Source organism: Bacillus sp. FJAT-29937, assembly GCF_001509555.1.
Lineage (GTDB): Bacteria > Bacillota > Bacilli > Bacillales > Cytobacillaceae > Cytobacillus.
In genome coordinates, this window is sequence record NZ_LMAS01000001.1 from 312681 (window position 1) to 330728 (window position 18048).

17 protein-coding genes and 1 pseudogene are annotated in these 18048 nt (G+C 39.0%); 3 read left to right on the forward strand and 15 right to left on the reverse strand.

All coding sequences use genetic code 11. From position 1 onward, the window contains the following. Positions 1 to 437 precede the first annotated feature (437 nt). The gene (locus tag AR328_RS01510; RefSeq protein ID WP_066288446.1) at positions 438 to 659 is read left to right on the forward strand and encodes a hypothetical protein; all 222 of its coding nucleotides are present in this window, start codon (positions 438 to 440) and stop codon (positions 657 to 659) included. On the opposite strand, the pseudogene AR328_RS01515 reads toward AR328_RS01510, so the two are convergent. Then, positions 624 to 1105: pseudogene (locus AR328_RS01515) on the reverse strand (YciI family protein). The gene AR328_RS01510 and the pseudogene AR328_RS01515 sit on opposite strands and share 36 nt — an antisense overlap. A 112-nt stretch (positions 1106 to 1217) precedes the next feature. After that, on the reverse strand, positions 1218 to 2420 hold the full coding sequence (locus AR328_RS01520) for an MFS transporter (protein WP_066288459.1): 1203 nt from the start codon (positions 2418 to 2420) through the stop codon (positions 1218 to 1220). Positions 2421 to 2653: 233 nt separating this feature from the next. Here AR328_RS01520 and AR328_RS01525 point away from each other — a divergent pair, with 233 nt between their 5' ends. Next, complete coding sequence (locus AR328_RS01525; RefSeq protein ID WP_066288461.1) at positions 2654 to 3271, forward strand: nitroreductase family protein; 618 nt, start codon at positions 2654 to 2656, stop codon at positions 3269 to 3271. Between the two features lie 91 nt (positions 3272 to 3362). Here the strand turns inward: AR328_RS01525 and AR328_RS01530 are convergent, their stop codons facing one another. From AR328_RS01530 to AR328_RS01540, 3 genes are all read right to left on the reverse strand, one after another. Next, positions 3363 to 3653, reverse strand: a complete 291-nt coding sequence (locus tag AR328_RS01530) for an RNA polymerase alpha subunit C-terminal domain-containing protein (protein ID WP_066288463.1) — start codon at positions 3651 to 3653, stop codon at positions 3363 to 3365. 134 nt (positions 3654 to 3787) lie between these two features. Beyond that, on the reverse strand, positions 3788 to 4228 hold the full coding sequence (locus tag AR328_RS01535) for a CoxG family protein (RefSeq protein ID WP_066288465.1): 441 nt from the start codon (positions 4226 to 4228) through the stop codon (positions 3788 to 3790). Between the two features lie 137 nt (positions 4229 to 4365). Continuing rightward, positions 4366 to 5247, reverse strand: coding sequence for a LysR family transcriptional regulator (locus tag AR328_RS01540; RefSeq protein WP_066288467.1), 882 nt, complete (start codon positions 5245 to 5247; stop codon positions 4366 to 4368). Positions 5248 to 5354: 107 nt separating this feature from the next. On the opposite strand from AR328_RS01540, the gene AR328_RS01545 reads away from it, so the two are divergent. Then, the gene (locus tag AR328_RS01545; protein ID WP_066288470.1) at positions 5355 to 6458 is read left to right on the forward strand and encodes a citrate synthase/methylcitrate synthase; all 1104 of its coding nucleotides are present in this window, start codon (positions 5355 to 5357) and stop codon (positions 6456 to 6458) included. A 548-nt stretch (positions 6459 to 7006) separates the two neighbouring features. Here the strand turns inward: AR328_RS01545 and AR328_RS01550 are convergent. From AR328_RS01550 to AR328_RS01595, 10 genes are all read right to left on the reverse strand, one after another. Next, on the reverse strand, positions 7007 to 8158 hold the full coding sequence (locus AR328_RS01550) for a homogentisate 1,2-dioxygenase (protein WP_066288473.1): 1152 nt from the start codon (positions 8156 to 8158) through the stop codon (positions 7007 to 7009). Positions 8159 to 8172: 14 nt separating this feature from the next. Continuing rightward, positions 8173 to 9081 carry a fumarylacetoacetate hydrolase family protein gene (locus AR328_RS01555; RefSeq protein WP_066288476.1) on the reverse strand — a complete coding sequence of 303 codons (909 nt, stop codon included), beginning with the start codon at positions 9079 to 9081 and terminating at the stop codon, positions 8173 to 8175. A 4-nt stretch (positions 9082 to 9085) separates the two neighbouring features. Beyond that, positions 9086 to 9706, reverse strand: a complete 621-nt coding sequence (locus AR328_RS01560; protein WP_066288479.1) for a flavin reductase family protein — start codon at positions 9704 to 9706, stop codon at positions 9086 to 9088. Then, positions 9681 to 10877 carry a histidinol-phosphate transaminase gene (gene hisC, locus AR328_RS01565; RefSeq protein WP_231734733.1) on the reverse strand — a complete coding sequence of 399 codons (1197 nt, stop codon included), beginning with the start codon at positions 10875 to 10877 and terminating at the stop codon, positions 9681 to 9683. Before hisC ends, AR328_RS01560 begins: the two co-directional genes overlap by 26 nt. After that, positions 10807 to 11925 (reverse strand): 4-hydroxyphenylpyruvate dioxygenase, encoded by a 1119-nt coding sequence (hppD, locus tag AR328_RS01570; protein WP_066288486.1) that lies wholly within the window; start codon positions 11923 to 11925, stop codon positions 10807 to 10809. Before hppD ends, hisC begins: the two co-directional genes overlap by 71 nt. Before the next feature lie 122 nt (positions 11926 to 12047). Continuing rightward, entirely contained in the window at positions 12048 to 13478 is a 1431-nt protein-coding gene (lpdA, locus tag AR328_RS01575) for a dihydrolipoyl dehydrogenase (protein ID WP_066288487.1), read from the reverse strand. Continuing rightward, positions 13479 to 14690, reverse strand: coding sequence for a dihydrolipoamide acetyltransferase family protein (locus AR328_RS01580; protein ID WP_066288492.1), 1212 nt, complete (start codon positions 14688 to 14690; stop codon positions 13479 to 13481). Positions 14691 to 14700: 10 nt separating this feature from the next. After that, positions 14701 to 15696 (reverse strand): alpha-ketoacid dehydrogenase subunit beta, encoded by a 996-nt coding sequence (locus tag AR328_RS01585; RefSeq protein ID WP_066288494.1) that lies wholly within the window; start codon positions 15694 to 15696, stop codon positions 14701 to 14703. Then, positions 15693 to 16763, reverse strand: coding sequence for a pyruvate dehydrogenase (acetyl-transferring) E1 component subunit alpha (gene pdhA / locus AR328_RS01590; protein ID WP_066288495.1), 1071 nt, complete (start codon positions 16761 to 16763; stop codon positions 15693 to 15695). Before pdhA ends, AR328_RS01585 begins: the two co-directional genes overlap by 4 nt. 88 nt (positions 16764 to 16851) lie before the next feature. Beyond that, complete coding sequence (locus AR328_RS01595; protein ID WP_066288498.1) at positions 16852 to 17958, reverse strand: Leu/Phe/Val dehydrogenase; 1107 nt, start codon at positions 17956 to 17958, stop codon at positions 16852 to 16854. Positions 17959 to 18048: the final 90 nt, after the last annotated feature.

Here is an 18048-nt window from a genome sequence, read left to right on the forward strand (position 1 = left end):
TAACGTACACATTAGAAGACCATTCGCATATAGGATTGGTCTTTTTTTAGCATGTAAAATGGCGGAACCACAGGAATATCGCATAACCATTGACTTTTGATATAACGTTCTGAACTGCGTGGATATCGGTTCCTTTATTTGTGACAAAATGGGCTAATTCCTTATGGTTTGCGGACAGACGACTCGCTATTTCGAAAAATACCAGTGATTTTCTTGATTTTTTCGTAAATAGAGTACCTAGTGTCCGCTTAACCCTTAAATTGGCTCATTTATTCAATATAACGGATTCAATGTCCTTTTAATTTTCCAAAATGTTACCGTTTAAAGGAAATTTGCTTAGTGTATGATTTTATAAAAAATTAGAAAAATAAATAGTATCTATAAACATAACTACTCTTTTTATAAAAAAACCTTTGTCGGCACAAGGAGAGGGCATAATGAAAAATGTTTCTGACATTATCCATATAGGTGAATTGATAGCTGTTTCAAAGGTTTTCCAATTGAATACTTTTCAAATGATCACATTAATAGAAAAAGGTTTAATGGAAGTATTTGAAGATAAAGAAACCTTTTTGGAAAAATACGGTGATGAGGAAACCTTTGACGAATTAGATTGGTGTGAGTTAAATAATGGGAAAATATTTATTAAACCAAAATAGGCAGTTTCTTCTTCCTTTAATCTGCCCATATGCACAATTAGAACTGCCCTGTTCGCACTTGGCCAACCTTTCCGGACCCTCGGTTAGCTCCTGGCCTAAAATACTTGACGCAATTCAATCTGACCTTCTCCATGTCCTTGCGGGTCCGGCATCCGCATGGCCCATTCGATGGCTTCCTCCCTTGATTTCACATCAATTAGAATGAACCCGGCAATCAATTCTTTCGTTTCCGTAAATGGGCCCTCCGTTACCACCGGCTCTTCCCCTGGTTTCGAATACGAAATGCGAATTCCATTTGAACTTGGATGAAGTCCTTTAGCCATTACTCGCACGCCTGCCTTAACTAAATCCTCATTGTACTTCGTCATGGCTTCCATGAGCGCAGAGCTCGGGAGATTTCCGGCTTCCGAATTCTTCGAGGCTTTAACAATTAACATAAACAGCATGAAAATTTCCTCCTTTTTTTTAAAGGGAAACCCCAATTTGACCTTTAATAATACTCGAATCCTTTTATTTTAAGTATTCAAACGATACCGTCTTCGACAATTGTTTGATTTTTTAAAAGTTACTCTCGTTATTGAATTCGCAGCGTCTATATTTGACCATAGTTATAATTCCAACAATAGGTCCAATCGCTAATATTGCAAAGACCCACTCCCAACCAACGATTCTCTGAATAATAGGAATTAGATTGATAGAAAAAATAGTAAATAGGAAACCAATACACATCTGAAAAGTAAGGGCTGTACCAACATACTCGTCTTCGGCTTTTTCTAAAACTGCTGCAGAAAATTGGGCAGAATCAGATATGACAGACATCCCCCAAATTATGGAGACAATTAGAGTTAACCAAATAAATTGCCCGTATGTAAAACCTATTATTATCGAACAGAGAGCACTGATTATCATCGAAATAATCGTTAAATTAGCCCTTCCGATCTTATCTGAGATTAGTCCGCCGACAACACAACCAATCCCTCCTGCAATTCCAATTGATGTAAACGAGGATAATGGAATAAACCAATGAGGAATTTCTGGTGAATAGATTAAAAAACTACTGGTCAAAAATGCGGGAAGCCACGTCCACATTGCATATAATTCCCACATATGGCCGAAGTAACCGTAGTTCGCAAACATGACTTGTTTATTCATCACTACTTTTTTTATTAAATTTAACGAGAATGGCACTTTTTTCGATTTTACTGGGGCATCTTCCAAAATAAAATAAACAATAAAAGCTGATATTAAAGCCAATACTGATGTACAAATGATTACAAATTTCCAGCTTAATGAAGAAAAGAATACAACAACAAAATGCGGCAATGATGATCCTAATGTTAGTGATGCAATTAAGATTCCAATCGCCAACCCACGCTTTTTAGGAAACCATTCAGATAAAATCTTTACAGCGATTGGGTAGACACCAGCGAGGGTTACTCCAGTTAATATTCTTAGTAAAATTCCAAAAAAACTTGAATCTATCACAATAAGCAAAGCATTTAATATTGCACCTTGTAATGCTGATACTGCCAAAACCTTTCGAGCGTTAAAACGGTCAGCAACCCCTATATATGAACTAAATAATGCACCAAACACAAATCCAATAGGAACAGAAGCAGAAAGCCAAGCTTCCGAATTTGGGCTAAAATTCCAAACTTTGATGAGTTCGGGCGCAATTACTGATGCACTATACCATAAGCTCAAAGCACATAATTCTGATAATCCAATCCATATCAATGCTCTCCAAGAACCTTGAATCATACTATCCCCCCAAGTGAATTAGAACAACGGATTTCAACATTTCACATAAAATAGAGCAATGTTTTAGTGATATAAGCTGCCAATAAAATTATTTGCTTGTGAAAATTGATCCACTTAAAGTCACCTTTAAAGTTCACATTATTGTACTTTTCATTAAATTAAGGCTATAGTCTATTTTGTATAATGAAGATATAAATCTATCATAGAACGACCATAAAGAGGAGAATACATATATGGAATTTGTAGAATTAGCAAAAAGCAGACGTTCAGCTATCAATTTTCAATCGGACGTGAAAATCTCTGCTTCAGAATTACAAGAAATATTTGAAATCGTTAAAACCCATCCCTCATCATATAACATTCAAACTACACATTATTATGTTGTCACATCAGAGGAAAAGAAGGCACTTGTCAAGAAAGCCTCATATGAACAGCATAAAACCCTAAGTGCTTCTGCAACGATCATTGTATGTGGAGATAAGGATGGATACAAGGAAGCTCCTCGATTATATGAAGGTATGAAAATGCTTGGAATAATAGACGAGTTAGAATTCAATGATACAATTGAGACAATTAATAAATTGTATAGTAATAACCCTAAATTAACTGAAGAAGATAATATACGAAATGCTTGTCTTTCTGCCATGCTATTTATGTTAGCTGCCAAAGATAAAGGATGGGATACTTGCCCAATGCATGTGAAAAATGAACACATCATTAAAGAAATTTACAATATTCCAGACAATCACCAGCCTGTATTAATGATTACTTTAGGCAAATCTGTAACAGATAAAATTAGACCAAGAGGGTATAGAAAACCTGTTGGCGAGTTCGTTCATTTTGTAGATTAATATTAAATATCAAAACCTAACGGAATAACGTGTCTTTTCCGTTAGGCTTTTTTATGCCCGCTCGAGTAATACATCACATATCGTAGTTTATTTATTCTTTAAATGCTAAACCTTCTTCTTCTAATGAAGATTTCAAAATAGGTAATGAAGCTGGCCCAATACCATGAATTTTTAAAATTTCTTTTTCTGTATATTTAGATAGTTCCTTCAAAGTCTCAATCCTTGCATGAACCAATGCATTTCTTGCTGGTGAACTGAGTTTCGAAAGGAAGCCACTTTTAGGCTTATTCTCATTATCACAAGTTGGACAACTCGTACACTCACTACTTTTGTAATACTTATGTCCCTTTTCACAAACCCTTAAAGTTTTTTCTGCTGTCAAAATAATCCCCTCCACACAATTCACTTTGTATGTCTCCATTCAACTATCCTGCCCCGATAGCTGAATATAACCCCGTTCTAAATTTAGGACGGGGTTATAAATATATTTATCTTCTTTTGTTCAATCAGAGAAAATTATGCGAACACGGCAATTTTACGTGCGATCGATTCTGTTAAACGAGATGCTACTTTTGGAACAGCCCATTTAATAATTGGTGTTAACACCGCACCTGATAATCCGCCCGCATGGACTTCCACGGTACAAGTCATGATTGTCTTACCATTCAGATCTTCTGCGGTAAAATGACCACTTCCAGTAAAATTATCTGATAGACCTTTTAGTTCAAACTTAATATTTGATGGTTCATTCCACTCGGTAATATCTACCTGCGCTCGTATTGTTTTTTTAATACCTTTCACACTGCCTTCAAATGTCCAAATAGATTGATTGTCATTTATGATTTCATGCTCTTTATAAGCTGGGACAGTTGTTGCCCATTTTTCAAGATCACTGACATAATCCCAAACTGCTTGTACATCTACTGGAATTTCTACTGTATGTGTTCCTGTTGCCATGATGATCCCCACTTCCACTATGTATGAAAATTTATACTTCTACCAATTAATTATTACATAAAAAGAAAAAATTTACAGCAATAATTTTATTCAGCTTTTTCCCTTCCATTTTCCGACAACTAAATGTAAATCCTTTATTATCCAAAATAATATTTGGAAATCAAATGAATGAACTCTTGCTCAAGTTCCCCTTTCCTTTTTACAATAACAAAAGTGGAAACAGTAGGAAGTGTAAACAGATCGAAATGTGGTTGCATTAGTTTTCCTTCTATTAACTCACGCCTTATAATTGAATGCGGCAAAAAAGAGATGCCGAGGCCTTCCTGAATAAATCGTTTCACAATATGGGCTTGTGTCACTTTCATCGTTCGAATACGCTTTACATGTTTGTTCAGCTGATTAAGCAAGCTATCCCAATATTCGGGATGATGGTGGGTGAATAGATAGTCTTCCTGTAATATCTCCAATGTGTCAATCGGCGGTCCACTTTCATCATCATATGTATCAGGTGAAATGACGAATAGTATGGGGTCATTATAAATTCGTATCGACTCGATATTCTTAAATTTAGCATCTAATGCTGAAATACCCAAATGCACGTCCCCGTTTTCGACAAGTTGTTCAATATTCACTGATTCTTCTACTCGGATGCTGATTTCAACGTCAGGATGACTCTCCATAAACGTCCGCAATATATATGGCAATATCGTTTCGGCCATAAGTGGTGAAATAGCTATAGTCCAGATTTTACGAAATCCTTGTGCATATGTATGAATTCGATTGACACTCTGTTCCATCCCTTCAACAAGTTGCTTTGCTTCTTTATAAAATAGTTTTCCTACATCGGTCAATGCGACGCGGTTCTTCACCCGCTCAAAAAGCTTTGCCCCAAGATATTCTTCTAATAACCGGATATGAACGGTCACACTTGGTTGAGAGATGATTAGTTTTTCCGATGCTTGACGAAAATTAGCCGTTTCAGCTGCAACAATAAATGTTTTCAACCACTGAAGTTCCACAAAACTCCTCCTTGCGTAATTAAAAAAATTAATCGTTTCAATATAAAATATTTAATTTCTATAATCATATAACGCCGATATAATAAAGAAAAGAAGGAGGAGTCAGAATGTTTAAAAAAGGATTAAAAGATGTTGTGGCTGTTCAGACAAATATAGCTTCTGTCGAAGGTGAGATAGGAGAATTACGCTATAGAGGTATTTTAATAGACGAACTTATCCCATTTCATACGTTTGAAGAAATTGCCTATTTTATTTGGCATGGGGTGTTACCAGATAAAAGTGATCTCAAACATTTAGAAATTAAACTAATGAATGGAAGACAGTTACCTCACCATGTTCGAGAAATCCTCGAAGCTTTGCCAGCAGAAATACCATTGATGGATGCGATGCGTACAGCTATTTCCGCGTTTGCACATGCTAGTTTTTCAAATGAACCGATCGAAGAGCAAGCCATTATACTCACTGCTGCCCTTCCAGTAATCATAGCTATACATTACCGAAAACAAAATGGGTTACCTCCAATCAACCCTAATCCTAATTTATCACATATAGCGAATTACTTATGGATGTTAAATGGGAAGCTTCCAGATCACTTACATGTTGAGGCACTTGAAACCTATTTGAAATTAACAATGGAGCACGGATTGAATGCAGCTACATTCGCTGCGCGTGTGACCATTTCAACCGAATCAGATTTAGCCGCAGCAATCACTTCTGCCATCGGTACAATGAAAGGTCCTCTACATGGAGGGGCACCTTCCGGAGTGATTGACCTACTTGAGGAAATTGGAGAACAGGAAAAAATCAAAACTGTTATAGAAGAAAAGCTTCAAAACGGGAAAAAAATAATGGGATTCGGTCATAGAATCTATAAGACAGAAGATCCACGGTCCATTCTTTTGAGAGAAAAATGTACCAGTATGCACGGAAAAGATGAATGGTTAGACTTAGCAACTGTTGCTGAAAAGGAAATCATTGATTTACTCGCACAGCATAAACCTGACCGTAAGCTATATACAAACGTTGAGTATTATGCAGCTGCCATTATGCGTTCTATTGAAATGCCACCAGAACTGTTTACACCGACTTTCAGTGTTGCTCGAATGATTGGCTGGACTGCCCATACCATAGAACAGCTGCGAGATAATTCAATTTTCCGCCCTCAATCGGAATATATTGGATACGAAAAAACGCGCAGGGCGGATGCATAGTCCCTGCGTTCTTTAATGGAATATGGCCGCACAGTTTATCTCCAAAAAGAAAAGCGTGTTTTTGAAAAAGGATTGATCAATACAGGCTTATAAATTATTCAATTATGCGCCTAATACTTTACTGTTTGTTTTTTTCGTAATGTGAGTATAAAAATTTTAAAATATAACCTTACTAAATGTTTTTAAAAACCCCTATTGAAAAATAAACGGAGAAATTCCGCTTAAGTTGGGAAATACACATATTTCCCTAAAAATAAAGGTGCTATTTCCGTTTATTTGTTCCAAATCGTTGGATTTTAACTTAATTTGACTGCTTAGTCGGAAAACTTCCGCTTATTTCTGTCTTTTTGTCACAACTTTATACATTAGCCGGAAATTCTCCGCCTATTAAATCTCTAACTATTCTTTTTTTCCCTTCCAATAGTGTTTCCCGCTATTTTTCTCACGTTTCTTAACATGAATTTTTGAAAAGAACATAAAAATCCCAACAATCTTTTAAGCAATAAAAGATTAGTCGGGATTTTTTGTGTGGGTTATATTGTTGTAGATTAAACCCAAGTATACATATATTTCGCATCTTCAATGGCTAAAGCTTGTTTCACCACTCGAAGGGGTTTAAACGTATCAATCATGACCGCCAGCTCTAATGTTTCTTTTTTCCCGATACTCGCTTCAGTCGTCCCTGGATGAGGCCCATGTGGAATCCCGCTCGGATGCAGAGTAATCGATTCCTTATTAATCCCCTTCCTGCTCATGAAATTCCCTTCTACATAGTAAAGCAATTCATCACTATTCACATTGCTATGATAATAAGGGGCGGGAATGGCTTCAGGATGATAGTCAAATAATCTTGGCACGAAGGAGCAGACAACAAAATTATGCCCTTCAAACGTTTGGTGTACAGGCGGCGGCTGATGCACTCTGCCGGTTATCGGCTCGAAATCTTCTATATTAAATACCCAAGGATAAAGATATCCATCCCATCCAACGACATCTAATGGGTGATGATTTAATATATGGGAATGCAGATAGCCTCTTGTCTTCGTAATAACTTCGTATTCTCCCTTTTCGTCGAAAGTCGCTAAAGTTTCCGGTCCCCGAATGTCCCGCTCACAAAATGGACTATGCTCTAGTAATTGGCCAAATTCATTTCGGTATCTTCGCGGAGAAACAATTTGGCTAAATGATTCCACAATCAATGCCTTCGTCTCTTCATTCCCATCCGGTATGACACGATAAATGGTACCGATGGGAATCATCACATAATCTCCCGGACGATAGGTAATTGTGCCAAACATTGTCTCAATAACCCCAGTGCCGTAATGAATAAAAAGCATCTCATCCCCATCGCCATTCCGGTAAAAACTTTTCATCGGCTGATTTATTTTTGCTGTGCCAATGAGCAAATCATCATTCCCCAATAAATATTCTCTCGCTTTTAGCGCATCCCCTTTTTTCTGAATCTTATCTGTCATTAAATGCCTGTGCTTTAAAGCCGCTTGGTCTTCATACTCAGGCAAATACTTGCCGATTAGTTCCGAACGGAGTACTTCTGTTGGCAAGTAATGATGATAAAGAATCGATTGTGTTCCGGAAAAGCCTTTCGTACCCATTACTTGCTCTCGAAAAAGACTGCTGTCTCCCTTTTTAAACTGCGTGTGGCGCTTGTGAGGGATTTTCCCCATCTGCCGGTAAAACATTCTTCCACCTCGCTTCAGCTGACTGTATTTTTTAAAGAACCGAGTGCGGTTATTTCAAGTTCAACTTCATCACCAAGCTCCAGCCAACGGTGGATATCTGTTCCGAGCTCTAATATACAGCCGCTTCCCACCGTACCAGAACCAATTAAGTCACCGGGGTATAAAGTTACTCCGTCTGATGCCCTCTCAATCATTTCAGCAAATGAATAATATAGATCACTCATATTCCCTTCTGAAAGCAGAACATTATTCACTTTTGCGGTCATCGTCAAGTCATAGCCATTTTCAACTCGGTACTTTTCCAATTCATCCTTTGTCACAATATAAGGTCCTACTGATGTCGCAAAATCTTTTCCTTTCGCGGGGCCAAGTCCGACCTTCATTTCTTTCCTCTGAATGTCTCGCGCACTCCAGTCGTTCAAAATGCAATAGCCAAAAATATAATCGTCCGCATTCTCTGCCTTAATGTCCATTCCTTCCTTGCCAATCACGCAAGCGATTTCCAATTCATAATCAAGCCAATGGCAATGTTTTGGTCTGCTGATCGTTTCATTCGGGCCTTTAATCGCTAGATGATTCGAAAAGTAAAAGACGGGAATGTCATACCATTCTTGAATCATTTCTAAACCACGATTTTCTCTAGCAGTTTTTACATGTTCCTCAAAGGCATAAAAATCTCGAAAGCTTTTCGGGTTCGGCAGCGGCGCCTTAAGTAAAACTTTATCAATGGGGTATACGCCATATTCTGTAATGGATAGTGTAGAAATATAGTTTAGAAAAAAAGTTTGGTTTTCAAGAAAAGAAAACATATCTTTTGGCAGTACACCATTTGAAGCTTTATGCATATCAATTACATGGCTATGATCTATCATCCAGCCTGCTCTAATAGAACCGTCCTCTTTTTGAAAGGTTACAAATTTCATATCATCACCCTGGATTTATTTTTCGAATTAATTCAAACGTGTCCGCCATTGGCTTCGTATACATTTGACCTGCAAGCCGGCCAATAGGCTTTAATTTTTCTGAATTAATTCTTCCTTTTTCATAGAGTTCATCAGCAACATGAACATGTTCAACCTTTCCAATGACTAGGCTCCCGGCTCCTGCCTGTTCGCCAAAGTGAAGAGCTTCGTATAGCGTACATTCGAGGTGGACCTTGGATTCTCCTATTCTAGGAGGCTTTACCGTAAGGCTTTTTAATTTCGTAAGGCCCGCTACTTCTAATTCATCAATCTCAGGTGGAAACTCACCTGCACAAATATTCATCTGTTCCACAAAATCTTCGCTCACAATATTAATGACAAATTCTTTTGTTGCTTCTATATTTGTAAGGGTATCCTTTTTTGCTCCATCAGTACCTCTTCTCATGGGTGAGAAGCAGATTAGCAAGGGATTTGCACAGATTGCCGTGAAGAAGCTAAAGGGTGCTGCATTGACAACCCCTTGTTTATCTATCGTTGTAACAAAAGCAATGGGGCGCGGCAAAATAGAACCGACTAATAGCTTATATGCCTCTCTCCATTCAAGATTCCCTGGCGATATTTCCATCCTCACACCGCCCATCTTTTACAATTTGGTAAAGGGCTTGAAGGAAGGCTTCATTATCAGCCCTATTACCTAAAGTGATTCTAAATGCATCAGCATAGCCGCTGAGCTTCGTCGGCCTTATAAGAAATCCTTTAGAAATCAGCTCTTTTGACAACGAATACTTGCTATAAACATATAGAAAATTTGCTTCGGATGGGAAAAATTCTAATTCTAATTTTCTCAGCTGAGCTGAGAAAAAAATCCTTTCCGCTGCGTTTTTCTCGGTACATTCTGTGATAAACTCTTGGTCTTCAAGCGCCTGAGCAGCTGCAGCTTGTGCCAACTGATTTACATTAAACACTTCTTTCACTTTTTGAAGTTCTTTTACAATGTCGGTATGCATCATTCCGTACCCAACACGCAGTCCGGCTAGCCCATATATTTTCGAAAAGGTTCTTAAAGCGATTAAATTCGTATGACTACTCAGAAGGGGAATGGATTGCAAATATTGCTCGGATGTTACATATTCGCAATAAGCCTCATCCAGAACGATAAGGATATGTTCTGGGATATTTTCAATAAAGTCATTCAATTCTTCTTTTCCTACAATCGTTCCCGTAGGATTATTAGGATTGCAAATAAAGATCATTTTCGTTCTTTGTGTAATCCGTTCAAGCATAGCTGATAAATGATGAACTCCGTTTGCTAAAGGGACCTTGACCGCTGTCCCGCCTTCTATGACAACATTCGTTTCATATCGTGGAAAGGTGATATCGGCCATTATAGCCTCATCACCTTTATTGATATAAGCCCGGGTAAGAAGTCTAATGATTTCGTCAGATCCGTTCCCGGCAATAAACTGTTCCTCCTTAAGATGGTAAAAGTTTGCAAGCCTGCTTACTAACTCTGAAGTATTGCCGTCCGGATATAAATGCAGCGTTTGCAGATGCTGTTGAATAGCCTCTTTTACCGTTGGCGCGCACCCATAAATGTTTTCATTATCCGACATTTTCCACACTCTATTAAGATTGTATTTCTCTTTTATTTCCTCTGGCGAAAGTCCAAGGGGGTATGATTTAAGTTCTTCCAGTATACTTTTTGTTTGGATTTTAACCATATAATTATAGATTTCCCCTTCTGGCCTGTTCTCGCTCAATGGATTCAAATAAAGCTTTGAAATTCCCTTCCCCAAACCCTCTTGCCCCTTTACGCTGGATCACTTCGATAAACAATGTCGGACGATCAACAACTGGCTTCGTAAAGATTTGCAGTAAATAACCTTCGTCATCACGATCTACTAAAATACTTAATTCTTTCAGCTTTTCAATTTCTTCATCAATTTTGCCGACACGCTTTGATAAAGCCTCATCATAATAAGCGGAAGGTGTATTTAAAAACTCTACTCCATTTTTGCGAAGGATGCTGACTGTACTAACAATATCCTCTGTAAGAAGCGCCAAATGCTGAACACCTGGTCCATTGTAAAATTCCAGATACTCTTCAATTTGCGATTTGCGCTTCCCTTCAGCAGGCTCGTTGATCGGGAATTTAATTCGGCCGCCATTGTGCATGACCTTTGACATCAGTGCAGAATACTCCGTACTAATATCTTTGTCCGTGAAGTGTGTCATCTCTTTGAAGCCCATAACATTTGCATAGTAGTTAACCCACTCTTCCATCCTTTCCACATTGCCGACCACATGATCAATCCCGATAAAACCTGCATCTTCAATTGGTATATTCATTTCATATGGCTCATAGCCTGGCATGAAAACACCTTTATAGTTATTCCGTTCCACTAATGTGTGGATCGTATCTCCATAAGTTCCGATGACTGCCTTTTTAACTGTCCCGTGCTCATCTTTAATTTCGAACGGAGGCAAAATTTCAATTGCTCCTCTTGAAACAGCTTCTTTATATGCTTTCTCCACATCATCTACTGTTAAAGCAATATCCTTTACTCCGTCTCCATGCTTCTTCACAAAAGAAGAGACTCTGCTCCCTTCAGTTAAGGAGCCCGTAATGACTAGACGAATTTTTCTTTGCTGAAGAACATAGGAAACGGTTTCTCTATTGCCTGTCTCCAATCCAGAATAGGCTACAGGTTTAAAGCCAAAGGCAGAACAAAAAAAGTAACAGGATTGTTTAGCGTTTCCTGTGTAAATTTCTAAATAATCAACTTCCTTAACTGGAAAAAAATCCTCCACTTTCTGCTTGCTTTCCGTTATTTTTTCTTTCATTCTAGCTCCCCCTAATTCGAAAAGTAATAATATTCTGAATTAATTTTATATGGATAGTGACAATGTTCTCAAGAGTACAGGTTAAAGCTATAATGCACATCTGCATTAAAGAAACATAAGATTTAAACATTTATTTTTTTTCTTAAATTTGGCGGAAGATGAATGGCCTGATTTTTTATTGCTTCTACTGCCTCTAGGAACCCCTCATTTAAGCTTGGGTGCGGGTAAAGCGGGAACAGCAAATCCTCATCTCTCGCCCCCATTTCAAGCGAGAATACTCCGCTGGAAATCAACTCAACTGCCCCGTACCCAATGATGTGCACTCCGAGTAAAAGATGATTATCTTTATCAAAAACCACTTTAATCAATCCATCTTTTTTTCCAAGGATGGCTGCATAGCCATTTCCTGATAGCGGAAATTGCGCTGTTTCAACTGAGTGCCCTTGCTCAATAGCTTCTTCCTCAGTTAAACCTACATAAGCAATCGGTGGGCTAGTATGAGCTATGACTGGCAGAAAACGCAAATCTGCTTCAGCCTTTATATCTGTGATTGCTTCTGCAGCTGTCTTGCCCTGCTTAATGGCTTTAAGGGCTAAACTTGGTCCTTCCGTTACATCGCCAATGGCAAATATATGATTCTTAGAAGTACGGCATTCGTGATTAACGACTATGAATCCGCTCTTTGTCGTTTCAACACCTATTCGATTTAATCCTAGATGATCCGTGTTTGGGACAGGGCTGCCGGAAATAAATAAATGTGAACCAGTTAATTCTTCTGTGCCTGTCTTATTTTTTATAACAATGGTTACTTGTTCATCCGTAGTATATGCTTCTAAAATAAAGTTGTTTTTAAGTACCCCAATCTGTTTTTTCTTTAATATTCGCATGAGCTCTCGGTTTATTGATGAATCAAACATGAAGTCATCCTGTTCGTTTATAAGCACAACTTCAGAACCAATAGCGTTATAAGCCATCGCTATTTCTAAAGCAACATAGTCATGACCATAAACGAAAAGCTTTTCAGGCACGATTTCAAGATTAGTGATTGACCATGAATTTAGGAATCTTTCATGATCAATTTGGATTCCTTCCGGTGGTTTTGGGGAGCTCCCTGTCGCGATAATTGCATGATTAAAACGATAAATATCATATTGATCCCCATTTTCAACACCAATCCGATCGTCAGAGAGAAAAAACGCCGATCCCTTTATGATTTCAATCTTATTCGCTTTACATAAAGTTAGGACACCATCTCGAAGCTGGTTAATCGTTTTATGTTTGTAAGCTTGGAGTTTATCCAAATTAAACATAATACTATCAATCTCAATTCCTAGTTGATCCATTTCCTTAAGGGATGCGTATTTAGCTGCGCCATGGGTCAACACTTTAGACGGGATACAGCCCTTATTTAGGCATACCCCTCCAAGCTCACCCTTTTCGATAAGGGTAACTGATTTCCCAAGCTGAGCAGCCCGAATAGCCGCATGATATCCTCCAGGTCCACCGCCAATAATGATTAAATCACGTTCGTGGGCAAGGTCGCCGACAACCATCTAAACCAACTCCAGCAAAAGCATTTTTGGATTTTGAATGAATTGTGCAAATCTGTTCGTAAAACGGACAGCACTAGCCCCGTCTGCCACCCGATGATCGAAGGACATCGAAATATTCATGATGGAGCGGATGACAATTTGATCATCGTCTGTCACTACTGGCATTTTCTTCGTCTTATGGAAGGATATAAGCGCCACTTCAGGGTGCTGAATAATCGGTGTTGCCCCAAAGCTTCCACCAAGTGGCCCTACATTACTAATCGTAAACGTTCCGCCTGTTATATCCTTCATGCTTAATTGGTTGCCTAATGCTTTTTCTGTTAATATTTTCATTTCGTCATGTATAGCTCGAATGGACTTCTTCTCGACATCGCGAAGCACGGGAACGATAAGACCATCTTCCGCATCCACCGCAATTCCAATTTGATGCTCTCTTTGAAGATGAATGACCTCATTTTCCTCGTCAAGCCGAGCATTAAAAATCGGAAATTCTGTAAGACATATAGATAAAGCTTTTATGAAGAAGGCAGTTGCTGAAATCGTTTGATTCATTTTCTTTAAATCCGCTCGAAATTGAATCAGTTCCGTAACATCCACTTCTTCAAAGTGAGTACAATGTGGAATCGTATTTAAGGATTGAACCATTTTTTTTGCGATTTGCTTTCTTCTGCCTCTGAATGGAATGGTGTCTGATTTTAATGGGGATAGCTCTGCAGGTGCGATTGCCGTATTTCTTGCGGGTTGGCTATTGATCTCCGATTCCTGTTGTTGTGAAGAAACTAGTAATTGATAAATATCTTCGTCAGTGATTCTTCCAGCTGGACCAGAACCTTTAACAATCTCAATATTTATCCCGTTTTCTCTCGCAATTTTCCTAGTATACGGTGAGGCAAGAATCCGTTTTTTATTGTCTTTCACAATCGTCATAGGATGATCAACTGTCATTATAGGAAGTGATATAGGCTTTTTATTTAAGCTGTCTTCCTCTTCCAAGATTAATAATGTTGTTCCAACAGGAACGGTCTGCCCGATTTCTACTTTAAACTCTCGAATATATCCAGTGCGCGGGGCAGGAATTTCCGCGGTCATTTTGTCTGTTTGAATTTCAATGATTGGTTCATCGGCCCTTACAAAATCACCTGCCTTCACTAAAAAACAATTTATATCTGCTTCGGTCATTCCTTCTCCTATATCATGTAATTTAACTTCCATTCCTTCCCTCCTAGAACGACATAACTTTATGAATGGCAAATTTCACCCGATCAGCTGAAGGTAAATAATGATCCTCGAAGCCAAAGTATGGAACTGGAGCATCAAAACCAGTTACCCTTTCTACAGGTGCTTTTTGATATAAGAACGATGTATCATTGATGATGGCTAATACATCATTCCCGACTCCTCCAGTAGCATGTGCCTCGTGAACAATAACAGTACGTCCTGTCTTTTGAACGGAATCGGCAATAATCTCTTTATCGATTGGGTATAAAGTTCTTAGGTCGATCACATCACAATGTATGCCTCGATCCTCCATTTCTTTCGCTGCTTTCATGACAACCGGGACCATTGCTCCCCAAGTAATGATGGATACATCGTCTCCTTCCAGCATTTTTTTTCCTTTGCCTATTTCTATTTTGTATTTTCCTTCTGGAACTTCTTCTCTGCCAGAACGGTAACACCTCATCGGTTCCATAAATAATACGGGATCTGGATCTTCAATTGCTGCAATAAGCAAACCCTTGGCATCGTAAGGACTTGACGGGCAAACAACCTTAATTCCTGGCATATGGGTAAATATGGATTCTGGACTATCACAATGAATTTCAGGAGCCCTGACACCCGCCCCATACGGGGCGCGAATGACCATTGGAACAGTAAAATGCCCCATTGTTCTCATCCTTAATCTTGATGCGTGTGTCATAATTTGCTCATAGGCAGGGTAAATAAAACTAAGAAACTGAATTTCAATGACTGGCAAAAATCCATTAACCGCCATTCCAATACCTGCGCCGACAAATCCTGCTTCACTTAAAGGTGTATCAATGACCCGGTCAGTTCCGTATTTCTCCTGAAGTCCTTCAGTAGCCCGAAATACCCCGCCATTTTTTCCGATGTCCTCTCCTAAGAGCAGTACTTCGGATCTTTCCTCAAGCATTGTATCCAGAGCATCAGTAATAGCTTGTATGAGTGTGAGTGTTTTGGTTTTGATCGCCGTACTCATCTCCCTTCACCTCCTATAAATCTCAAATACTCCTCTTTTTGCTGAGCAATTTGCCAAGTCGGCTCGGCAAAAACATGATCAAATATATTAGCAGGGTCAGCAGGCGGAAAATCTTCCATTTCTTCAACTGCTTTTTCAATTTCCTGTGTGACTTCCGATTCTACTTCACTCACCCATTTTTCATCATATAATCCTTCATTTTTCATCCATCTTTCAAGGCGGAGAATAGGATCTGTTTCTAAACGGCGGTTATTGCTCTCCACTTGGCTGCGGTATTTCGATGGGTCATCAGCGGTCGTATGAGCCCCATATCTCCATGTGACAGCTTCAATTAAAGTCGGTCCTTCACCCTTTCTCGCTCTTTCCAAAGCCTTTAACGTTTCAAAATAGACAATAAAGACATCATTACCGTCGATCCTGATACCCGGAATATCATAGGCTAAAGCCTTTTGAGCAATCGTCTTGGAATTCATTTGCTTAGTCATAGGGACGGAGATGGCGTATTGATTATTTTGATTAAAGAAAACAACCGGTGCTTTAAATACACTTGCAAAATTAAGCCCTTCATGAAAATCCCCTTCAGATGTAGCCCCATCCCCAAAGTAAGCAATCGCTGCATGGTTCGTTCCCTTTTTCTTTTCAGCCAAGGCGGCTCCAGCTGCGTGAGGAATCTGGGTGGCAATCGGGATGGCTGGAGGAAAGATCTTTTTTCCAGCCGGTGGGACACACCCTTCGTTCCGTCCATTCCAGAATAAGAGAATATTCCTTAATGCGTGGCCAAACACGAAGGCCGCCCCATGATCGCGGTACGTTGGGAACATCCAATCTGATTCGTTTAATGCAAGCGCACTTCCTACCTGTGAAGCCTCCTGTCCTTCAAATGGTGCATATGTGCCGATCCTTCCTTGCCGTTGCAGACTCACGGCCTTTCGATCAAAAAGGCGGATTCTTACGAGCTGTCGATAAAATTTTCTGGCTAATTCCTCTGTAATCTTCTCCTTATATTCTGATGCTGTTATTTGTCCGTTTGGATCCATTACTTGAAGCATCGGAAACTGAATGTCCATTTTCTCACCCTTTGTGAAATATTTTTAGTGACTATTTGGGTTAAACAATCATTTGCACATTATTAATGTTGTTATTACGGCGAAAAAGTTACGTCCTTACTTCCCATTTTGGACGTTTTTTATGAGAAAAAAAGCTATTCCGGCGCGCTCTCGCTTCAATACGTCTTTCACAAAATTGATTAGCTGCTTCCACTGTTGTAATTCCTTCTTCACTTGCATACTCGTAAATATGGAGAAGAGAGTTATAAATGGCTTTTGTTTTTTGCAAGACTCTTTCTTTATTTGGTGTATACAGCTCATCTGCAACCTGAATTAATCCGCCCGAATTGACAATATAATCAGGCGCAAATAAAATCCCTTTCTCCATTAGCATTTGTGCATGATGAAGCTCCAAAAGCTGATTATTCGCTGAACCGACAACGGCCTTAACAGATAATCGCTGAATAGTTTCGTCATTTATAATTCCACCCATTGCGCATGGGATAAAAACATCTGCGTTTGCCCCATAAATCTCTTCACTTGATAAAACTTTTACAGCCGCTCCGAGAGTTTTTGCTTTAGAAAGCAGCTTATCGATTGCTTGCTGATTAATATCCGTTACGTATAAATCCCCGCCTTCCTCCAGCAGCCTTTCAGCTACTTTGTATCCCACTTTTCCAAGTCCCTGAATCGCATAGCTTTTTCCGCTTAGATGATCCTCTCCAGTTAATATCTTATTGGTTGCTTGAATTCCATAAATAACGCCTTGTGCTGTCGGAACAGATGAATCCCCGCTTCCACCGTAAACCTCATCAACACCAACGATACAATTCGTTTCCTTCAATGCATGAATGAAATCATCTGGTGACGTCCCCATATCTGTCCCTGTATAAAATCTACCATTCAATGATTCTACGAACTGCCCGAACGCACGGAATAGCTCAGGTGTCTTATCTTTATGAGGATCGCCAATAATAACTGCTTTTCCACCGCCAAAATCAACATCTGCAGCAGCACATTTATATGTCATACCACGAGAGAGCCGCAGAACATCTTCCAGTGCCTCCTCTTCACTTGAATAAGGAAGCATCCTGCAGCCGCCTAGTGCTGGACCAAGCTTTGTACTATGGATCGCAATAATCGCCTTTAAACCAGTTAACTCATCATTACAAAATACAACCTGTTCATGGTCTTTTATCTTCGAAAACATGTTCATGAACAATTCCCCCTAAACATTTGTTAACGCTTACAAACCGAATCATCTTAATATTACTGTACCGATAGATGTGCTAGTTTTAAAAAAGAT